Annotated in this window: 18 protein-coding genes; 8 read left to right on the top strand and 10 right to left on the bottom strand. The window is 63.2% G+C overall.

The features are described 5' to 3' along the window. Positions 1 to 27: 27 nt before the first annotated feature. The 5 genes from glnA to FHS92_RS04250 form a co-directional block, all read right to left on the bottom strand. Complete coding sequence (gene glnA, locus FHS92_RS04270; protein ID WP_184077771.1) at positions 28 to 1,440, bottom strand: type I glutamate--ammonia ligase; 1,413 nt, start codon at positions 1,438 to 1,440, stop codon at positions 28 to 30. Positions 1,441 to 1,539: 99 nt separating this feature from the next. Beyond that, complete coding sequence (locus FHS92_RS04265) at positions 1,540 to 1,878, bottom strand: P-II family nitrogen regulator (RefSeq protein WP_184077769.1); 339 nt, start codon at positions 1,876 to 1,878, stop codon at positions 1,540 to 1,542. Between the two features lie 220 nt (positions 1,879 to 2,098). Further along, complete coding sequence (gene galE / locus FHS92_RS04260) at positions 2,099 to 3,103, bottom strand: UDP-glucose 4-epimerase GalE (RefSeq protein WP_184077767.1); 1,005 nt, start codon at positions 3,101 to 3,103, stop codon at positions 2,099 to 2,101. Between the two features lie 87 nt (positions 3,104 to 3,190). Next, positions 3,191 to 5,374 carry a 3-hydroxyacyl-CoA dehydrogenase NAD-binding domain-containing protein gene (locus FHS92_RS04255; RefSeq protein WP_184077765.1) on the bottom strand — a complete coding sequence of 728 codons (2,184 nt, stop codon included), beginning with the start codon at positions 5,372 to 5,374 and terminating at the stop codon, positions 3,191 to 3,193. A 20-nt stretch (positions 5,375 to 5,394) separates the two neighbouring features. Beyond that, positions 5,395 to 6,603, bottom strand: coding sequence for an acetyl-CoA C-acetyltransferase (locus FHS92_RS04250; protein ID WP_184077763.1), 1,209 nt, complete (start codon positions 6,601 to 6,603; stop codon positions 5,395 to 5,397). Positions 6,604 to 6,904: 301 nt separating this feature from the next. On the opposite strand from FHS92_RS04250, the gene folE reads away from it, so the two are divergent. Next, positions 6,905 to 7,507 carry a GTP cyclohydrolase I FolE gene (folE, locus tag FHS92_RS04245; protein WP_184077761.1) on the top strand — a complete coding sequence of 201 codons (603 nt, stop codon included), beginning with the start codon at positions 6,905 to 6,907 and terminating at the stop codon, positions 7,505 to 7,507. Between the two features lie 2 nt (positions 7,508 to 7,509). Continuing rightward, complete coding sequence (locus tag FHS92_RS04240; protein ID WP_184077759.1) at positions 7,510 to 8,265, top strand: SDR family oxidoreductase; 756 nt, start codon at positions 7,510 to 7,512, stop codon at positions 8,263 to 8,265. A gap of 85 nt (positions 8,266 to 8,350) precedes the next feature. On the opposite strand, the gene rplI is transcribed toward FHS92_RS04240, so the two are convergent. From rplI to rpsF, 3 genes are read right to left on the bottom strand one after another with little or no spacing between them, the layout of a single operon-like run. Next, positions 8,351 to 8,959 (bottom strand): 50S ribosomal protein L9, encoded by a 609-nt coding sequence (gene rplI, locus FHS92_RS04235; protein WP_184077757.1) that lies wholly within the window; start codon positions 8,957 to 8,959, stop codon positions 8,351 to 8,353. An 11-nt stretch (positions 8,960 to 8,970) separates the two neighbouring features. Further along, positions 8,971 to 9,195, bottom strand: a complete 225-nt coding sequence (gene rpsR, locus FHS92_RS04230; RefSeq protein ID WP_004212076.1) for a 30S ribosomal protein S18 — start codon at positions 9,193 to 9,195, stop codon at positions 8,971 to 8,973. 13 nt (positions 9,196 to 9,208) lie between these two features. Beyond that, a complete protein-coding gene (rpsF, locus tag FHS92_RS04225) occupies positions 9,209 to 9,658 on the bottom strand; it encodes a 30S ribosomal protein S6 (RefSeq protein WP_184077755.1) in 450 nt (149 codons plus the stop codon). 221 nt (positions 9,659 to 9,879) lie between these two features. Between rpsF and fabD the strand changes: the two genes are divergently transcribed. From fabD to mltG, 6 genes are all read left to right on the top strand, one after another. Beyond that, positions 9,880 to 10,815 (top strand): ACP S-malonyltransferase, encoded by a 936-nt coding sequence (gene fabD, locus FHS92_RS04220; RefSeq protein ID WP_184077753.1) that lies wholly within the window; start codon positions 9,880 to 9,882, stop codon positions 10,813 to 10,815. Beyond that, positions 10,812 to 11,624, top strand: coding sequence for a crotonase/enoyl-CoA hydratase family protein (locus tag FHS92_RS04215; protein WP_184077751.1), 813 nt, complete (start codon positions 10,812 to 10,814; stop codon positions 11,622 to 11,624). The genes fabD and FHS92_RS04215 overlap by 4 nt, the downstream gene beginning before the upstream one ends. Positions 11,625 to 11,661: 37 nt before the next feature. Further along, on the top strand, positions 11,662 to 12,402 hold the full coding sequence (gene fabG, locus FHS92_RS04210; RefSeq protein ID WP_184077749.1) for a 3-oxoacyl-[acyl-carrier-protein] reductase: 741 nt from the start codon (positions 11,662 to 11,664) through the stop codon (positions 12,400 to 12,402). Between the two features lie 138 nt (positions 12,403 to 12,540). Then, positions 12,541 to 12,774 carry an acyl carrier protein gene (locus FHS92_RS04205; RefSeq protein ID WP_184077747.1) on the top strand — a complete coding sequence of 78 codons (234 nt, stop codon included), beginning with the start codon at positions 12,541 to 12,543 and terminating at the stop codon, positions 12,772 to 12,774. Between the two features lie 205 nt (positions 12,775 to 12,979). Beyond that, positions 12,980 to 14,239, top strand: coding sequence for a beta-ketoacyl-ACP synthase II (gene fabF, locus FHS92_RS04200; RefSeq protein WP_184077746.1), 1,260 nt, complete (start codon positions 12,980 to 12,982; stop codon positions 14,237 to 14,239). Between the two features lie 7 nt (positions 14,240 to 14,246). Further along, on the top strand, positions 14,247 to 15,218 hold the full coding sequence (mltG, locus tag FHS92_RS04195; RefSeq protein WP_184077743.1) for an endolytic transglycosylase MltG: 972 nt from the start codon (positions 14,247 to 14,249) through the stop codon (positions 15,216 to 15,218). 9 nt (positions 15,219 to 15,227) lie between these two features. Here mltG and FHS92_RS04190 read toward each other — a convergent pair whose 3' ends face one another. Together FHS92_RS04190 and FHS92_RS04185 are read right to left on the bottom strand one after the other, a co-directional pair. Then, a complete protein-coding gene (locus tag FHS92_RS04190; protein ID WP_184077741.1) occupies positions 15,228 to 15,647 on the bottom strand; it encodes a sugar transporter in 420 nt (139 codons plus the stop codon). Between the two features lie 61 nt (positions 15,648 to 15,708). Next, positions 15,709 to 16,938, bottom strand: coding sequence for an NAD(P)/FAD-dependent oxidoreductase (locus FHS92_RS04185; RefSeq protein ID WP_184077739.1), 1,230 nt, complete (start codon positions 16,936 to 16,938; stop codon positions 15,709 to 15,711). Positions 16,939 to 17,046: the final 108 nt, after the last annotated feature.

The raw sequence follows: 17,046 nt of genomic DNA, 5'->3' as shown, positions 1-17,046 counted from the left end.
CCCTTTTCTGAGTCGCTGATCGGTTGATCAGGCGCTGTAGTACATGTCGTATTCGACCGGCGAGGGGGTCATTTCCCAACGCGCCACTTCCGGCCACTTCAGTTCGATATAGGCTTCGATCTGATCCTTCGTGAATACGTCGCCCTTGAGCAGATAGTCGTGGTCCGCCGAAAGCGCATCGAGCGCTTCGCGCAAGGAGGCGCACACGGTCGGCACCTGGCTCAGTTCTTCGGGCGGCAGGTCGTAGAGGTTCTTGTCCATCGGGTCGCCCGGATGGATCTTGTTCGTGATGCCGTCCAGACCCGCCATCAGCAGCGCCGAATAGCAGAGGTAGGGGTTGGCCATCGCGTCCGGGAAACGGAACTCGACGCGCTTCGCCTTGCTGCCTGAACCATAAGGAATACGGCAGGAAGCGGAACGGTTGCGCGAGGAGTAAGCGAGCAGCACCGGCGCCTCGTAGCCTGGCACCAGGCGCTTGTAGCTGTTGGTGGTCGGGTTGGTGAACGCGTTCAGCGACTTGGCGTGCTTAATGACGCCGCCGATGAAGTACAGGCACATTTCCGAGAGACCGGCATAGCCATCGCCCGCGAACAGGGGGTTGCCCTTGTCCCAGATCGAAATGTGGGTGTGCATGCCCGAGCCGTTGTCTTCCTTGATCGGCTTCGGCATGAACGTCGCGGTCTTGCCATAAGCCTGCGCGACCATCCACACGACGTACTTGTAGATCTGCATGCGGTCGGCGGTCTGAACCAGCGTACCGAAGGTCAGGCCCAGTTCGTGCTGCGCGGCGGCAACTTCGTGGTGGTGCTTGTCGCAGGGCAGACCCATTTCGAGCATGGTCGAAACCATCTCGGCGCGGATGTCGGTGCAGGGATCGACCGGCGCGACCGGGAAGTAACCACCCTTGGCGCGCGGACGGTGGCCCAGGTTGCCGCCTTCGTACTCGCGGCCGGTGTTGGTCGGCAGCTCGATGTCGTCGATCTTGAAGAAGCTGCCGTCATAGCCGCCGCCAAAGCGCACGTCGTCGAACATGAAGAATTCGGCTTCCGGGCCGACATAGACCGTATCACCGAAGCCGGCAGCCTTTACATAGGCTTCCGCACGCTTGGCGGTCGAGCGCGGATCGCGGCTGTACAGCTCGCCGGTGCCCGGCTCCACGATGTCGCAGAACAGGATCAGCATCGGCGTGGCGCTGAACGGATCGATATAGGCGGCGTCGAGATCAGGACGCAGGATCATGTCCGACTCGTTGATCGCCTTCCAGCCCTCGATCGAGCTGCCGTCGAACATCAGGCCGTCGGTCAGCTCATCTTCGCCAATGACACCGGCGCACATGGTGAGGTGCTGCCACTTGCCCTTGGGATCGGTGAAGCGGACGTCGACCCACTCGATTTCCTTTTCTTCGATCAGCTTCAGAATGTCTTTGGGCGTGTTCGCCATCGCTTACCCTTTCTTCGTGTATCCGCCACCGGGCAAGGCCCGGAAACGATTGTTTGAATTGTTGAAAAATAAACGGCGTTGCCGCCGATTGCCCCGTAATCAGATTGCGTCGTTGTCTCGCTCGCCGGTGCGGATGCGCAGCGCGGATTCGATGGCGGTGACGAAGATCTTGCCATCGCCGATGCGTCCGGTCTGCGCGGCCCCGGCAATCGCCTCGACCACGCGCTCGGCCAACGCGTCCTCCACGACCACTTCCAGCTTCACCTTGGGCAGGAAGTCGACGACATATTCCGCACCGCGGTAAAGCTCGGTATGGCCCTTCTGTCGGCCAAAGCCCTTCGCTTCGGTCACGGTGATACCGGAAACACCCACTTCATGCAGGGCTTCCTTGACCTCATCCAGCTTGAACGGCTTGATGATCGCTTCAATCTTTTTCATGCGTACTGCCACCCAATCCTTGTTCGCGACACACGCTGTCGGCCCGATTGCTCATGTGCCTGCGTGCCTGCATAGCGCCCCCATCTCGTTTGAGTGAGGGACACGCACAAACCCGCTTGGTCGCGACTCGCTTATCTTGTTTCGGCCATGGCGGGGCGTTTGTCCATAATGCCCGGATTTTGGGCGGTCTGGACCCAGTTTGCACAAATTTTGGGCAGATTCAGGCGGGGCGCAATTCGGTCAATTTGCGTTCCCATGCAAGGGCATGATCCACGATGACATCAAGGTCCGCATAAGCGGGCTTCCAAGGAAAGCGCGCCAGGATTTCGCGGTTGTCGGAGATGAGGGACGGGGGGTCGCCCGCGCGTCGACCTTCTACCCGGCGGTCGATTTTCTCGTTGGTGACGCGGTCCACCGCATCGAGCACCTCGGCCACCGAAAAACCCCGGCCATAGCCGCAATTGAGGATATGGTTTCGGTCCGGGTCGGCCATCAGCGCTTCGAGCGCCAGCACATGTGCGGCGGCCAGATCGGACACATGGATATAGTCGCGCACGCCGGTGCCGTCCGGGGTGTCAAAATCAGTGCCGAAAATACTGACGTGGCTGCGTTTGCCCAGCGCCGCTTCGACCGCAACCTTGATCAGGTGGGTGGCCCCTGCAGTGGACTGGCCCGTGCGTGTCTGCGGGTCTGCGCCCGCAACGTTGAAATAGCGCAAAGCGCAAAAGTTGATCGGGTGAGCGGCGGCGACATCGGTCAGCATGATCTCGGTCATCAGCTTGGACATGCCATAGGGGTTGATAGGCAGTTTCGGACTGTCTTCCCGCACCGGGCTGACTTCAGGCACGCCGTAAGTGGCTGCGGTGGACGAGAAGATGAAATGCTTCACCCCACACCGCACCGCGCTCTCGATCAGGCTGCGGCTCTTGGCGGTATTGTTATGGTAGTATTTGAGGGGGTTTTCGACCGATTCCGGCACGATGATCGAACCGGCGAAATGGAGGATGCCCGCGACCTTGTGTTCGCGCAGGGCCGCCTCGATCACAGGCTGGTCGGCGATGTCCGCCTCGACAAGGGTGACGTCATCGGGAACGGCGAAGCGGAAACCCGTGGTCAGATTGTCGACGACAACGACCGGCCAACCCGCATCCCGCAGCGCGAGCACCGCGTGGCTACCGATATAGCCCGCGCCGCCCGTCACCAGAATCGTCGGCTTGTCGGTCATCCTTCACACTCCCATTGGCGCTCTCGCCGATTCTCTCTGGCGGGGAGAGTGCGGGAGCGCAAGCGGGTGCGCGACCTGAACCGAGATTTACGCGGCCGCCTTCGCCTTGGCCGGGTAGAAGGTCGCGCCGCTGGTCGCCATGTCGCGCAGCTGCCGGGTGGGGGAGAAGCGTTCGCCCTGCTCCTGAGCCAGGCGGTCGAGCGTCTCGACGATCTTCGCCGCGCCCAGCGTATCCATGTGGCTGAACGGACCCCCGGTCCACGGCGCGAAGCCCCAGCCGAAGATCGCGCCGATGTCGCCATCTTCGGGCGCTGCGAGCACGCCCTCGGCATAGCAGCGGGCGCATTCGATCAGCTGGCGGAAGAGCAGGCGTTCGCGCACCTGTTCGGGCGTAGGCTGGTGGGCGGCGCGGGGGAAATGTTCGGTAAGGCCGGGCCAGAGCGCCTTCTTGCCACCTTCGGGATAGTCATAGAATCCCTTGCCGTTTTTGCGACCAAGCCGGCCCAGCTCGACCACCATCTGCTCGATCACGTCGTCGGCGCGGGTACCCTTATAGGCACTGCCCAGCTCCCTCTTCGTGGCGGCGAGGATCTTGTGGCCCAGCTCGATCGACACCTCGTCCGACACGGCAAGCGGGCCGACCGGCATGCCAAGCTGGCGCCCGACATTTTCGATGAGGGCAGGGTTGACCCCTTCGGCCACCATCTGGGTCCCCTCCTGCACATAGGTGCTGAAGCAGCGCGAGGTGTAGAAGCCGCGGCTGTCACTGACGACAATGGGCGTCTTCTTGATTTGCGCTACGAAATCCAGAGCTTTTGCAATGGCTTCCGGACCGGTCTTTTCCCCGGTTATAATCTCAACCAAAGGCATTTTCTCAACCGGCGAGAAAAAGTGGATGCCGATGAAGTTTTCCGGCTTGCTCCACGCCTTGGCAAGGCCGGTGATCGGCAGGGTCGAGGTATTCGATCCGAAGATCGTGTCCGCCCCCAGTACTGCCTCCACCCGCTTGGTGATGTCGGCCTTGATTGCCGGGTCTTCAAACACCGCCTCGATCACGAAGTCGCAGCCAGTGAGATCCGCGACATCCGTGACAGGCGTGATGCGGGCGAGGATGTCCGCCATCTTTTCCGGTGTCATGCCCTTGCCGAGGCGCTTGGAGAGCACCTCCTGTGCGTGCGCCTTGCCCTTTTCCGCCGCCGCCATGTCGCGGTCGAGCAGAACCACCTCGATCCCGGCTTGCGCCGCGACGGTCGCGATGCCCGCACCCATCATCCCCGCTCCGAGCATGGCGAGCTTCTTCGTGGGACTGGGCGCGATATCCTTCGGACGGCGCGCGCCGCGTTCGGCCGCCTGCTTGTTGACGAAGAGCGAGCGGACCATGTTGCGCGCCTGCGGCTGGGCGAGCACCTTGGCGAAATATTTGCTCTCGATGCGGATCGCACGGTCCATCGGCAGTTGCGCGCCTTCATAGACGGCCGAAAGCAGCGCGATGGGCGCGTTCATATTGCGCTGGGCTTCCTTCGCCATCATCGGGACTGCGCCCATGAAGGTCTGCGCAAAGGCGGGATTCATGCTGCCGACGCCGCCGGGGAACTTGAAGCCCTTCTGATCCCAGGGCTGCACGCTCGCCGCAGGATTGGCGAGGAGCCATGCCTTGGCGGCTTCAATCGTGGTGCCCGCTGGTACGACGGCGTCGACCACTTTGATCGCGGCGGCTTCGGCGGGGCGGAACAGCTTCCCCTGCAGCATGTACATCAGGGCGACCTGCGTTCCGGCTATGCGCGGAAAGCGCTGGCTGCCGCCGCCGCCCGGGAACAGGCCGACAAGGATTTCGGGCAGGCCAAGCTGCACCTTGCTGCTGTCGCTGACGACCCGATAATGGCAGGCGAGTGCGAGTTCGAACCCGCCGCCCACGCAGATGCCCTCGATTGCGCATGCCACCGGTTTGCCGCAAGTCTCGAGACGGCGCAGGATGGCGTTCAGCGTGAAGACCCGGTCGAACAGCGTCGCCATGGCGAGTTTGCCGCCGCCTTCCTGCGGCAACAGCATCTCTTCCATGCCTTTCAAATCCATACCCGCCATGAAGCCGCTGGCCTTGCCGGACGCGATGACCGCGCCCTTGACCGCCGCGTCGGAAGACAGCCGGTCGATAGCAGCGGAAAAATCGGTGAGGAACTCGGCGCCAATAACATTCATCGACTGGCCGGGGACGTCAATCGTCAGGGTGGCGATGCCGTCGGCGTCGACGTCAAAACGGATGGTGTTGCTCATGGTCTTGTCCTCTCCGTCGATCACAGGCGTTCGATGATGGTGCCGGTGCCCATCCCTGCGCCCACGCACAGGTTGATGAGTGCGGTGCCCTTGCCGGTGCGTTCCAGCTCGTCGAGCGCGGTGCCGAGCACCATCGCACCGGTCGCGCCTAGCGGATGGCCCATGGCGATGGCGCCGCCGTTGACGTTGATCCGATCATGGTCGAGATCCAGTGCCTGCATGTAGCGCAGCACGACGCTGGCGAAGGCCTCGTTAAGCTCCCACAGGTCGATATCGTTCTTGCCCATACCCGCACGCTTCAGGAGCTTGTGCGCGATGCTCTCGGGGCCGGTGAGCATGATCATAGGTTCCGACCCGATTGACCCCATGGCGCGGATACGGGCCCGCGGTTTTAACCCGTATTTCTCGCCCATCGCCTTGGATCCGACCAGCACGCCCGCCGCTCCGTCGACGATGCCGGAACTGTTGCCCGCGTGGTGGACATGGTCGATGCGTTCGACCTCGGGATAGCGTTGCAGGGCGATCGCGTCGAAACCGGGCATGTCCTCGCCCATCGCCTTGAAGCTGGGTTTGAGCGCGCCGAGCGACTGCATGTCGGCATCCGGGCGCATATGCTCGTCATGGTCGAGCACGACTTCGCCGATCACGTCGCGGATCGGCAAGACGGATCGGACGAAGCGGCCTTCGTCCCACGCCCTCTTGGCGCGTTTTTGGCTCTCGATGGCATAGGCATCGACATCGGTGCGGGAGAAGCCGAACTTGGTGGCGATGAGGTCCGCGCCAATGCCTTGGGGCGCGAAATAGGTCTTGTAGGCGACGGCCGGATCGGTCGCCCATGCGCCGCCGTCCGAAGCCATCGGGATACGGCTCATGGATTCGACACCGCCGCCGATGGCGAAGTCCGCTTCCCCGGACATGACCTTCGCGGCCGCCATATTGACCGCCTCGAGCCCGGAGGCACAGAAGCGGTTGATCTGCACGCCTGCAGTGGTCTCGGCGTAATCGGCGTTGAGAACCGCGACGCGCGCAATGTCCGCGCCCTGTTCGCCGACCGGGGTGACGCAGCCGAGGATGACATCGTCCACATCGGCGGTATCGATGCCAGTGCGGTCGCGCAATGCGGCGAGCACCTGGCTGACGAGCGCGATCGGCGTGATCTCATGCAACGCACCGTCATTTTTCCCGCGCCCGCGCGGGCTGCGAACGGCGTCGTAAATATAGGCTTCCATGATGGACCGCTCCTGCAAGACGAGATTGCGCCCCTGTTTATTGCAGGCGACCCGTCGTTTCTCTGCGCGCAATGTGCGCCACTTTGCGGGAAGTGCAAGATGGTAAAAGTGCGACCGGAAGGTCCGACACGTTATGGTGACAGCATTTTCATCGCACGCCGTAACGGCAGAAGTCGTCGAATTTTTTTTATTCTTCTTCGATCCTATTCGGGAATGAAATGGCTCCGGACTGGCATTTGCGCGTGCGGCTTGCCATATGCGGGCGAACCGCTGCGGCGAAGGTGACATAAGAGGACCCCGAATGAGTGAGATTCAGCAGGCGACGGCGCGTCCCGAAAAGCTCGTCGTACCCGATGAAGTGCAGGACGCCATCCGGACCCTGCTGCGCTGGGCGGGCGAAGATCCCGAACGCGAGGGCCTGCGCGAGACGCCCGCACGGGTCGGCCGTGCGTGGCGGGAATATTGCGAGGGTTATAACGAGGATCCCGCCTATCATCTCTCCCGCATCTTCCATGAAGTGGGCGGCTATGATGAGATCGTGCTGCTGAAAGACATCCCGTTTCAGTCGCATTGCGAGCATCATATGGCGCCCATCGTGGGCAAGGCGCATATCGCCTATCTGCCCGGCAATTATGTGGTCGGTATATCGAAATTGGCGCGCGTGCTGGAAGCCTTTGCACGCCGGTTGCAGGTGCAGGAGCGGCTGACCGCGCAGGTGGCCGATTGCATCTGGGAACATCTGCATCCGCGCGGCGTGGCCGTGGTAATCGAGGCGGCGCACGGCTGCATGTCCGGCCGGGGTGTGCGTACCCATGGCGTCATCACCAAGACCAGCCGGATGATGGGTGTGTTTCGCGACGACGAGAAGAGCCGCAAGGAAGTGCTCGGCATGATGGGCCTGTGAGGGTGAAGCTCGCGCTCGTCACCGGCGGGCATCGGCGGCTGGGCGCAGCGATCGCGGCGGCGCTGGCGCGGGCGGGGTACAGCCTTGCGATCCATGGCAGCCACGATGTGGAACTCGACCCGGTATTGGAGGAGGCGCTACGGGAGACGGGCACGCGCTGGCACGGCTTTGTGGCGGATTTCGCCGATCCCGCGATCTCCCCCAGCCTGATGGCGGAGGTCCGCGCGCATTTCGGGGCGCTGCCCACCCTGCTGGTCAACAGTGCGGCGATGTTCGGCCAAGACCTGATCGAAACCGTCTCGGCCGACGACCTGCTGCGGCATTATACGGTAAACTGTGTTGCGCCGGTCCTCCTCACCCGCGCATTTGCCGACATGAGCGGGGGCGGTGGCGATGGGCGGTCCATTGTCAATATTCTCGACCAGCGACTGGCCCAGCCGCATGGCGACCAGCTCGCCTATACGCTGAGCAAGCAGGCGCTGGCGGGTTTTACACAGATCGCCGCCCGGGAATTGGCGCCGCGCGGCATTCGCGTGAACGCTGTCGCGCCCGGGCTGACGATTGCGACGCCAGACTATGATGCGGCGAAGATGCAGCGACTGGCGGGCATGATGCCGCTTCAGGCGCTGCCACAACCAGAAGAGATCGCACAGGCGGTGCTCTATCTGGCGGATGCGGCGAGCGTTACGGGTCAGGTGATCGCGGTGGACCGGGGCGCGCATCTCGAAAGCTACTCCCGCGATTTCATGCATTTATAGGGCGGATCGAAGCCGGTTCGATACGCGCACAAAAAACCGCCCGGAGTTGCCCCCGGACGGTTTGATATCTGCGATCGGGAAACGATCAGGCTTCGGCGGTGTCTTCGCCAGCCGGCTCGTCCAGCATCTCCGGAGCGATTTCGCCCGGTTCCGCATTGGGATCGTAATCCTCGGTAAAGCCAGCCTCGTCCTTTTCGAACATCGAAGCCATGACGTCCACGCCATCCTTCTGAAGCTCGGCTTCTTCGGGCGAGCGGGCAACGTTGACCTTGATGTTGACCGTGACTTCGGGGTGCAGCGCGACCTTGACGTCGAACAGCCCCAGCGTCTTGATCGGACGTTCGAGCACGATCATCGCCTTGGTCACGGCGGTGACGCCATCGGCGTGCAGCGCTTCGGCGATATCACGCACCGAAACCGAGCCGTAGAGCGCGCCCGCGTTGGACGACTGGCGAATCAGAACGATCTGATGACCATCAACCGACGAGGCCGAACCCTGCGCCGTTGCGCGACGTTCGGCGTTCTCCGCCTCGATCCGCGCACGGTTGGCTTCGAAGACCTTGCGGTTGGCGTTGTTGGAACGCAGCGCCTTCTTGTTGGGCAACAGGAAGTTGCGGGCGTAGCCATCCTTCACGGTGACGACATCACCAATGGCTCCGAGTTTCTCGATCCGTTCGAGCAGAATGATTTCCATGTCTTAGCTCCTCACTTCACGATGTAGGGCAGCAGGCCGAGATGCCGGGCGCGCTTGATCGCCTGGGCCAGCTCACGCTGCTTCTTTGCGGATACCGCGGTAATGCGGCTGGGGACGATCTTGCCGCGTTCGGACACAAAGCCCTGAAGCAGACGGACGTCCTTGTAATCGATCTTCGGCGCATCCTTGGCGGCGAAGGGGCAGCTCTTGCGGCGGCGGAAAAATGGGCGTGCCATGATCTAAATCTCCTTATTCGCCATCGGTGCCAGCGAAGTCGCGACGGGGAGCGCGATCGCCCCGGTCACCACGATCTCCGCGGTCGCCACGATCACCCCGGTCGGGACGATCGCCGCGCTCGCCACGACGGTCGCTGCGTTCGCTCTTGCGCATCATCACGGACGGGCCACCTTCCAGCTCGTCGACCTTCACGGTCATGTAGCGGATGATGTCTTCGTTGATCTGGGTCTGGCGCTCCAGCTCGGCAACGACGCCAGCGGGGGCGTCGATGTTCAGCATCACATAATGCGCCTTGCGGTTCTTCGCGATGCGATAAGCAATTGTGCGCAGGCCCCAGTTTTCGACCTTGGTGACCTTGCCCTGATTGGTTTCGATAATCTGTGTGGCGTTTTCCGCCAGCGCGTCCACCTGGGCCTGGGCCAGGTCCTGACGCGCAAGAAATACATGCTCGTAAAGCGGCATGGTCTTGCTCTTTCTCTTTGGCCGATCGCTGACGCCGCCCCATGCGGACGCCCCTCCGGCTTTCTTCTCAAGGTTCGCGGCGGAAAAGCGTGAGCCGTGCCGGAGCGAAGGCGGGCCTATGACGGAAAAGCGCGCGGAATGCAAGGCCGCTCTGTACCCTCTTCCAACTGTCGCGCAATCGGCTATGGAGCCTTGCATTAACGACCATTGAGGGAGCCGAGATGCGCGCATTACTCTTTCCGGGGCAGGGCAGCCAGTCCGTAGGCATGGGCAAGGCGCTGGCCGACGCCAGTCCGGTGGCGCGGGAGCTGTTTCAGGAGGTGGACGACGCGCTGTCGCAGCATCTCTACCGGATCATGTGCGAAGGGCCGGAAAGCGATCTGACGCTGACCGAGAACGCGCAGCCCGCGATCATGGCGAATGCGATTGCCACGCTGCGCGTCATGGAGCGGGAAGGCGGCTTTCGTGTGGGTGACAAGGCCGATTATGTCGCGGGGCACTCGCTGGGCGAATACAGCGCTCTTTGTGCGGCGCAGGCGTTCGATGTGCCGACGACTGCGCGGCTGCTGAAGCTGCGCGGGCAGGCGATGCAGGCGGCGGTGCCGGTGGGCGAGGGGGCCATGGCGGCGCTGCTGGGCGCAGATATCGAGAAAGCGCAGGCGCTCGCCGATGCCGCCGCAGAGGGGGAAGTCTGCACCGTCGCCAACGACAATGATCCGACCCAGGTCGTCATTTCCGGCCATCGCGGCGCGGTCGAACGGGCAGTTGGTCTGGTCAAGGATTTCGGCATCAAGCGCGGCGTGCTGCTGCCCGTGTCGGCGCCGTTCCATTGCCCGCTGATGCAACCCGCCGCTGACGCCATGGCCGACGCGCTGGGCAAGGTAAGCATCAACGCGCCGCTGCTGCCCGTCTATGCCAATGTGCTCGCCGCGCCGATCGCCGCGCCGGATGATATTCGCGCGCGGCTGGTCGAGCAGGTCACGGGCCGCGTCCGCTGGCGCGAGAGCATCGCCGCCATGTGGGAAGCGGGCGTTACGGACTTCGTAGAACTGGGTGGCAAGGTGCTTGGCCCGATGGTCAAGCGCATCGCGCCCGACGCAAAGGTCATAAGCGTCGTCACGATGGACGACATCGAAGCGGCGCTGGGCGCGCTGTGACCGACGCATCCCCCCTGTTGCAGGAGCGGGACGGTGCGGTCCTTACGGTCACGCTGAACTGGCCGGAGAAACGCAACCCGGTGTCCGATCCGGCGATGGTCGATGCCCTTTGCGCGGCCATGGAGGCGGCGGACCGCGATCTGGGCGTGCACGTCGTCATTCTGACGGGGGCGGGCAAGGCGTTTTCGTCGGGCGGCGATCTGAAGGCGATGCAGGTGCCCGATACGGGTGGGCTGCGTTCGGCCCGACCGGCCGAGACGCGGCGTAATTACCGTTATGGCATCCAGCGCCTGCCGATGATGTTCCAGTCGCTCGAAGTGCCCGTGATCGCGGCGGTCAATGGCCCCGCGATCGGCGCTGGATGCGATCTGGCCTGCATGTGCGACATCCGCATCGCGAGCGAGAGTGCGCGCTTCGCGTCGAGCTTCGTCAAGCTGGGTATCGTGCCTGGCGACGGCGGGGCGTGGCTGCTTCAGCGCGTCGTCGGCTTTGCCAAGGCGAGCGAGCTGGCCCTCACCGGCCGGATGATAGAGCCAGAGGAAGCGCTGGCTATCGGGCTGGTCAGCCAGGTCGTGCCGGACGGCGATCTGATGAGCGCGGCGCGCGCGGTGGCGGACATGGTCGCCGCCAACCCCGCCTACGCCACACGCATGACCAAACGCCTGCTGCGTGAGGCTCAGGACGCGAGCCTCGCCAACATCCTGGAGATTTCCGCCGGGATGCAGGCGCTTGCCCATGCGACCGCGGACAATCAGGAAGCCATCGACGCCTTCGTCGAACGCCGGGAGCCGGTGTTCAGGGGGGAATGAGGTCGCGCCTCCGCGTAAATCAACTTGGAGAATGACGATGTTTGATCTGACAGGCATGACAGCGCTGGTGACCGGCGCATCCGGAGGCATTGGGTCCGCCATCGCGCGCGGGCTGGCGGCGCAGGGCGCGCGGTTGGCGCTTTCGGGGAGCAATGTCGACAAGCTCAATTCCTTTGCGACGGAACTGGGCGGCGATCACGTTGCGTTGCCCTGCAACCTGTCGGACGGCGCGGCGGTCGATGCGCTGGTGCCGCAGGCGGTCGAGGCGCTGGGCGGAAAGCTCGATATCCTTGTCAATAATGCCGGCGTGACGCGCGACAACCTCGCCATGCGGATGAAGGACGAGGAATGGTCGGACGTCATCAGCGTCAACCTGGAAGCCGCGTTCCGTCTCGCCCGCGCAGCCGCCAAACCCATGATGAAGGCGCGTTTCGGGCGGATCATCTCGATCACTTCGATCGTCGGTGTGACCGGTAATCCGGGGCAGGCGAATTATGCCGCATCGAAGGCGGGGCTGATCGGCATGTCAAAGGCGTTGGCACAGGAACTCGCCAGCCGGGGCATCACCGTAAACTGCGTCGCACCGGGCTTCATCCGCTCGGCGATGACTGACGCGCTGAATGACGCACAGAAAGACGCGATCAACGTCAAGATCCCGGCGGGCAAGCTGGGTGAGGGCGAGGATATCGGTGCGGCGGTTGTCTATCTCGCCAGCCGGGAGGCAGGCTATGTGACGGGACAAACACTTCACGTCAACGGCGGCATGGCGATGATCTGAGGCAGGCCGAAGGACAAAGCTGTTTTGCCCCACATGGTCGAGTATGCCTCTTGCCTCTTGGTCGCCTTGGCACTAGGGCAGGGGGTGAAACAGGACGATTAACGCTTGTTCATATAGGCTAAAGAAGAAGGACCACTCATGAGTGAGACTGCGGATCGCGTAAAGAAAATCGTTGTGGAGCATCTGGGCGTGGAAGCCGAAAAGGTGACCGAAGATGCCAGCTTCATCGACGATCTGGGCGCAGACAGCCTCGACATCGTTGAGCTCGTCATGGCGTTCGAAGAAGAATTCGGTGTCGAGATTCCCGACGACGCGGCTGAGAAGATCGGCACCGTCAAGGATGCGATCGACTATATCGAAAGCAAGCAATAAGGGCTGTCCAGCCGGCGACGTGCGGGTTTCGAACGGAACCCGTCGCGCTGCGGTGCCTGATGATGGCGGCTCTCCGGCCGGGATGCTCCCGTGCATGAGGGTCGCCATTCCAGTTTATAGAGTCCCGCGGGGCGGACCAGCGCAGCGGGCGGTATTGGAACAAGGCCGGGGAGCGAGGCCAGTTTCCGGTTGAGGGAGCAACGTTATGCGTCGAGTGGTCGTAACCGGTCTTGGCATGGTCAGCCCGCTAGGGGGCGATGTCGAAACGACCTGGAAGAATATTCTCGCGTCGCGCAGCGGCGCAGGGCCGATCACGCATTTCGACGCGACGGACTATGTGTGCCGCATCGCGTGCGAGGTAAAGCCCGCAGACCATGAGTACGGCTTCGATCCCAATTTGCGCGTGGACCACAAGGTGCAGCGGCAGGTCGATCCGTTCATCATTTTCGGTATCGATGCCGCCGGACAGGCGCTCGAAGATGCAGGCCTCACCGATATGTCGGAGCAGGAGCGCTTTCGTGCAGGCTGCTCCATCGGCTCGGGCATCGGCGGTCTGCCGGGCATCGAGAGCGAATCGCTGGTGCTGCATGAAAAGGGACCCCGCCGGGTTTCCCCGCACTTCGTGCATGGCCGCCTCATCAACCTGATCTCCGGGCAGGTCAGCATCAAATACGGTCTGATGGGCCCTAATCATGCGGTCGTGACGGCCTGCTCGACCGGTGCGCACAGCATTGGGGACGCCGCGCGGATGATCGCGATGGACGACGCCGATGTGATGCTGGCAGGCGGTGCGGAAAGCACCATCTGCCCCATTGGCATCGCCGGGTTCAGCCAGGCGCGTGCGCTCTCCACCAGCTTTAACGACACGCCGGAAAAGGCGTCGCGGCCCTATGACGTCGCGCGCGATGGTTTCGTCATGGGCGAGGGCGCGGGCGTGGTCGTGCTCGAGGAATATGAGCATGCCAAGGCGCGTGGAGCCAAGATCTACGCCGAGGTTGTCGGCTACGGCCTGTCAGGCGACGCCTATCATGTGACGGCTCCGCATCCGGAAGGGTCGGGTGCATACCGCTCGATGGAAATGGCGATGCGCAAGTCGGGCCTGAGCCTCGCGGACATCGATTATGTCAACGCGCATGGTACATCGACCCCGCTGGGCGACGAGCTGGAGCTAGGCGCGGTGCGCCGCTTGTTCGGCGACGCGATCGGCACGATGTCGATGTCGTCCACCAAATCGGCGATCGGTCATCTTCTGGGCGGCGCAGGCGCGGTGGAGAGCATTTTCTGCATCCTTGCCATGCGCGATCAGATCGTGCCGCCGACGCTCAACCTCGATAATCCGTCGGAAGGTTGTGCAGGCGTCGATCTCGTCCCGCATGTGGCGAAGGAGCGCAAGGTCAAGGCGGTGCTCAACAACAGCTTCGGCTTCGGCGGCACCAACGCCAGCCTCGTCATGAAGGCGATCTGACACCATCATGCGTCGCGCCGGCTGCATCATCCTGTTGATCGGCCTGCTGCTGTTCGGCGTGGTGGCCGTGAACTTCGTGTCCGGCTGGACCGAGCGTGGACCCGCGCCACAGGACAGCAGCTTCGTCGTGCCCGATGGGGCGTCCCTCACGCGCACAGCCGTCGAGCTTCGCAAGGCGGGGCTGATCCGCTCCGCCGATGCTTTCGTGCTGCGCGCCAAAATCTTTGCGCGGGGCAGCACGGTCAAGGCGGGCGAATATCTGATTCCAAAGGGCGCGAGCAACCGCGAAATTCTGGCGATCATCCAGGGTGGAATTGGCGTCAACCGCTTCGTCACGGTGCCCGAAGGCATGCCATCGATCATGGTCTACGACCGGCTGATGGCGGCCGAGGAGTTGACCGGCCCGGTGTCCATACCGGCAGAGGGCAGCGTGCTTCCCGACACCTATGCCTATGACAAGGGTGAGACGCGCAAGGCCGTGCTCGCCCGCATGCAGGGTGCGATGCGCAAGGCGCTGGATGAGGCGTGGGCGAAGCGCGCACCGACCACCGTCGCGAAGACGAAGGACCAGGCGGTGACTTTGGCCAGCATCGTCGAGAAGGAAACCGCCATAGCGGCCGAACGACCCCTGGTGGCGGGTGTCTATTCCAACCGGCTGCGCACCGGGATGATGCTGCAGGCGGACCCCACGATCATCTACCCGATCACCAAAGGCAAACCGCTGGGGCGCCGCATCCGCCGGTCGGAGATCGAGGACGTCAACGACTATAACACCTACGCGATGACGGGTCTGCCCAAGGGACCGATCGCCAATCCGAGCAAGGCGTCGATCGAGGCGGTGCTGAACCCGGCCAAGACCAAAGCGCTGTACTTCGTCGCAGACGGCAGGGGCGGCCATATCTTCGCCGACACCCTGCAGCAGCATAATGAGAATGTGCGCAAGTGGTTCGAGATCCGCCGCGCACGCGGAGAGATGTAGGCCGCGGCTCTACCGGAACAATCCCTTCGCTCCCGCCGCGTGGGCGAACAGCCATTGGGCCAGCCCGATGACGATGATCACCACTGGGAAAACCGCCGCGCCCAGACCCTTGACCGCGATCAGGTCCGTCAGGACGAACGCGTAGCTAAACTGGATGAGCACCGCGACCAGCGAGATCAGGTACAGCGGCGTCGCCCATGCGCGCCGGGCCAACAGAGCGAACGACCCGGCGAGTTCGCTCCACACGGCGATAGCGTACGCCGCCCAGGCCCAGTGGGGCATCTGTTCGAACATATGGGCCTGATACGGGTCCGACCGCGCCAGTTCCGCCGTATCCATCGTCACCTGCGTGAGATAGGCGGCAATGCCCATCAGGCTCCAGATCAGAAAAGCGATCGCGACCGGCCGGAATGTTTTTTCGATTGTCATGGCATGCATCCTCCCCTCGTCCGGAACGATCGGAAGGCTGCCGCCGCCGTGCCCATTGTGGTCAGGCGGGCTGCGCTTCCTTCAGCGGCACCGCAGGATCGGCCAGCTGCGCCTGGTTCAGGACGGCCCCGGATAGCACATGCGCGCGCGCCTGCACATAATCCTTCACCGCGTTGACCGCGTCGATGGCGATAAACTTGCCCGCCTTCAGGTAAATGACCGAAAAGCTGCGGTTGGCGGGGTCGCCGCGCACGATCGTCTTGTCATGGCCGCCTGACAGCCCGACGGTCTGGAGCTTCAGGTCATACTGGTTGGACCAGAACCATGGAACCGCATTATATTCGGTAGGCTCGCCGACGATGTGCTGGACCGCGACCTTCGCCTGGTCATTGGCGTTCTGGACCGATTCCAGCCGCATCTGCGCGCCGCCCGCAAAGCGGTTGGCATGGGCTGCGCAATCGCCGATTGCATAGATGTCCGGCAGGCTGGTGCGGCAATAGGCGTCGACATCGATGCCGTTGCCGCCGCTTGCGCCGGCCGCGATCAGCGGGGCGGTTTCCGGGATGATCCCGATGCCGACAATGATCATGTCCGCATCGATCCGCGTGCCGTCGCTCAGGATGACGCCCTTGGCCGCTCCATGCTCCACGGCGATTTCGCTCACCATCGTGCCGGTGCGCAGGTCTACGCCATGCGCGCGGTGTTCCGCCTCATAAAAGCGGGAGAGTTCCTCACCCGCAACGCGCGCCAGCACCCGATCCAATGCTTCGAGCAGCGTGACCTTCTTGCCCAGCTTCGTGAGGACGGCAGCCGCTTCCAGCCCGATATAGCCGCCGCCGATGACGACGACATGCTCGACACTCGGCAGATCCGCCATGATCGCGTCGACATCGCTGCGGCGGCGTACCCCATGAATGCCGCGCGCGTCGCCGCCCGGGCAGGAAAGGGGGCGGGGGCTGCCGCCGGTTGCCCAGATGAGCGTGCCATAGCCGATTTCGCTGTCGTCGCCGACTGTCACCATCTTCGCCGCCGGATCGACGCGCTTTACCCGCTGCCCCAGCAGCATGTCGACAGTGCGTTCTTCCCAGAAGGCGGCGGGGCGGATCAGGATACGCTCGAACGTCTTTTCGCCCGCCATATACTCCTTGGACAGCGGAGGACGCTCATAGGGCAGCTCGGGCTCGTCTCCCAGCATCGCGACCGATCCTTCAAAGCCGAGCTGGCGCAGCATCAGCGCCGCCTGCGCCCCACCATGGCCAGCTCCGACGATCAGGACATCATAATGGGCCATCGATACCATTCCCCTGTTTGATTCATTGGGCGCTCGTGTGCGGCGCGTTGTGGACACGGCGTATACAAGACGCAATTCCCGTGTCAAAGTGATGTTGACCCGGGCCGG

Origin of the sequence: Sphingobium subterraneum (assembly GCF_014199435.1) — a bacterium.
Taxonomy (GTDB): Bacteria; Pseudomonadota; Alphaproteobacteria; order Sphingomonadales; family Sphingomonadaceae; genus Sphingobium; species Sphingobium subterraneum.
This window is presented reverse-complemented; position numbering and strand designations above follow the sequence as displayed.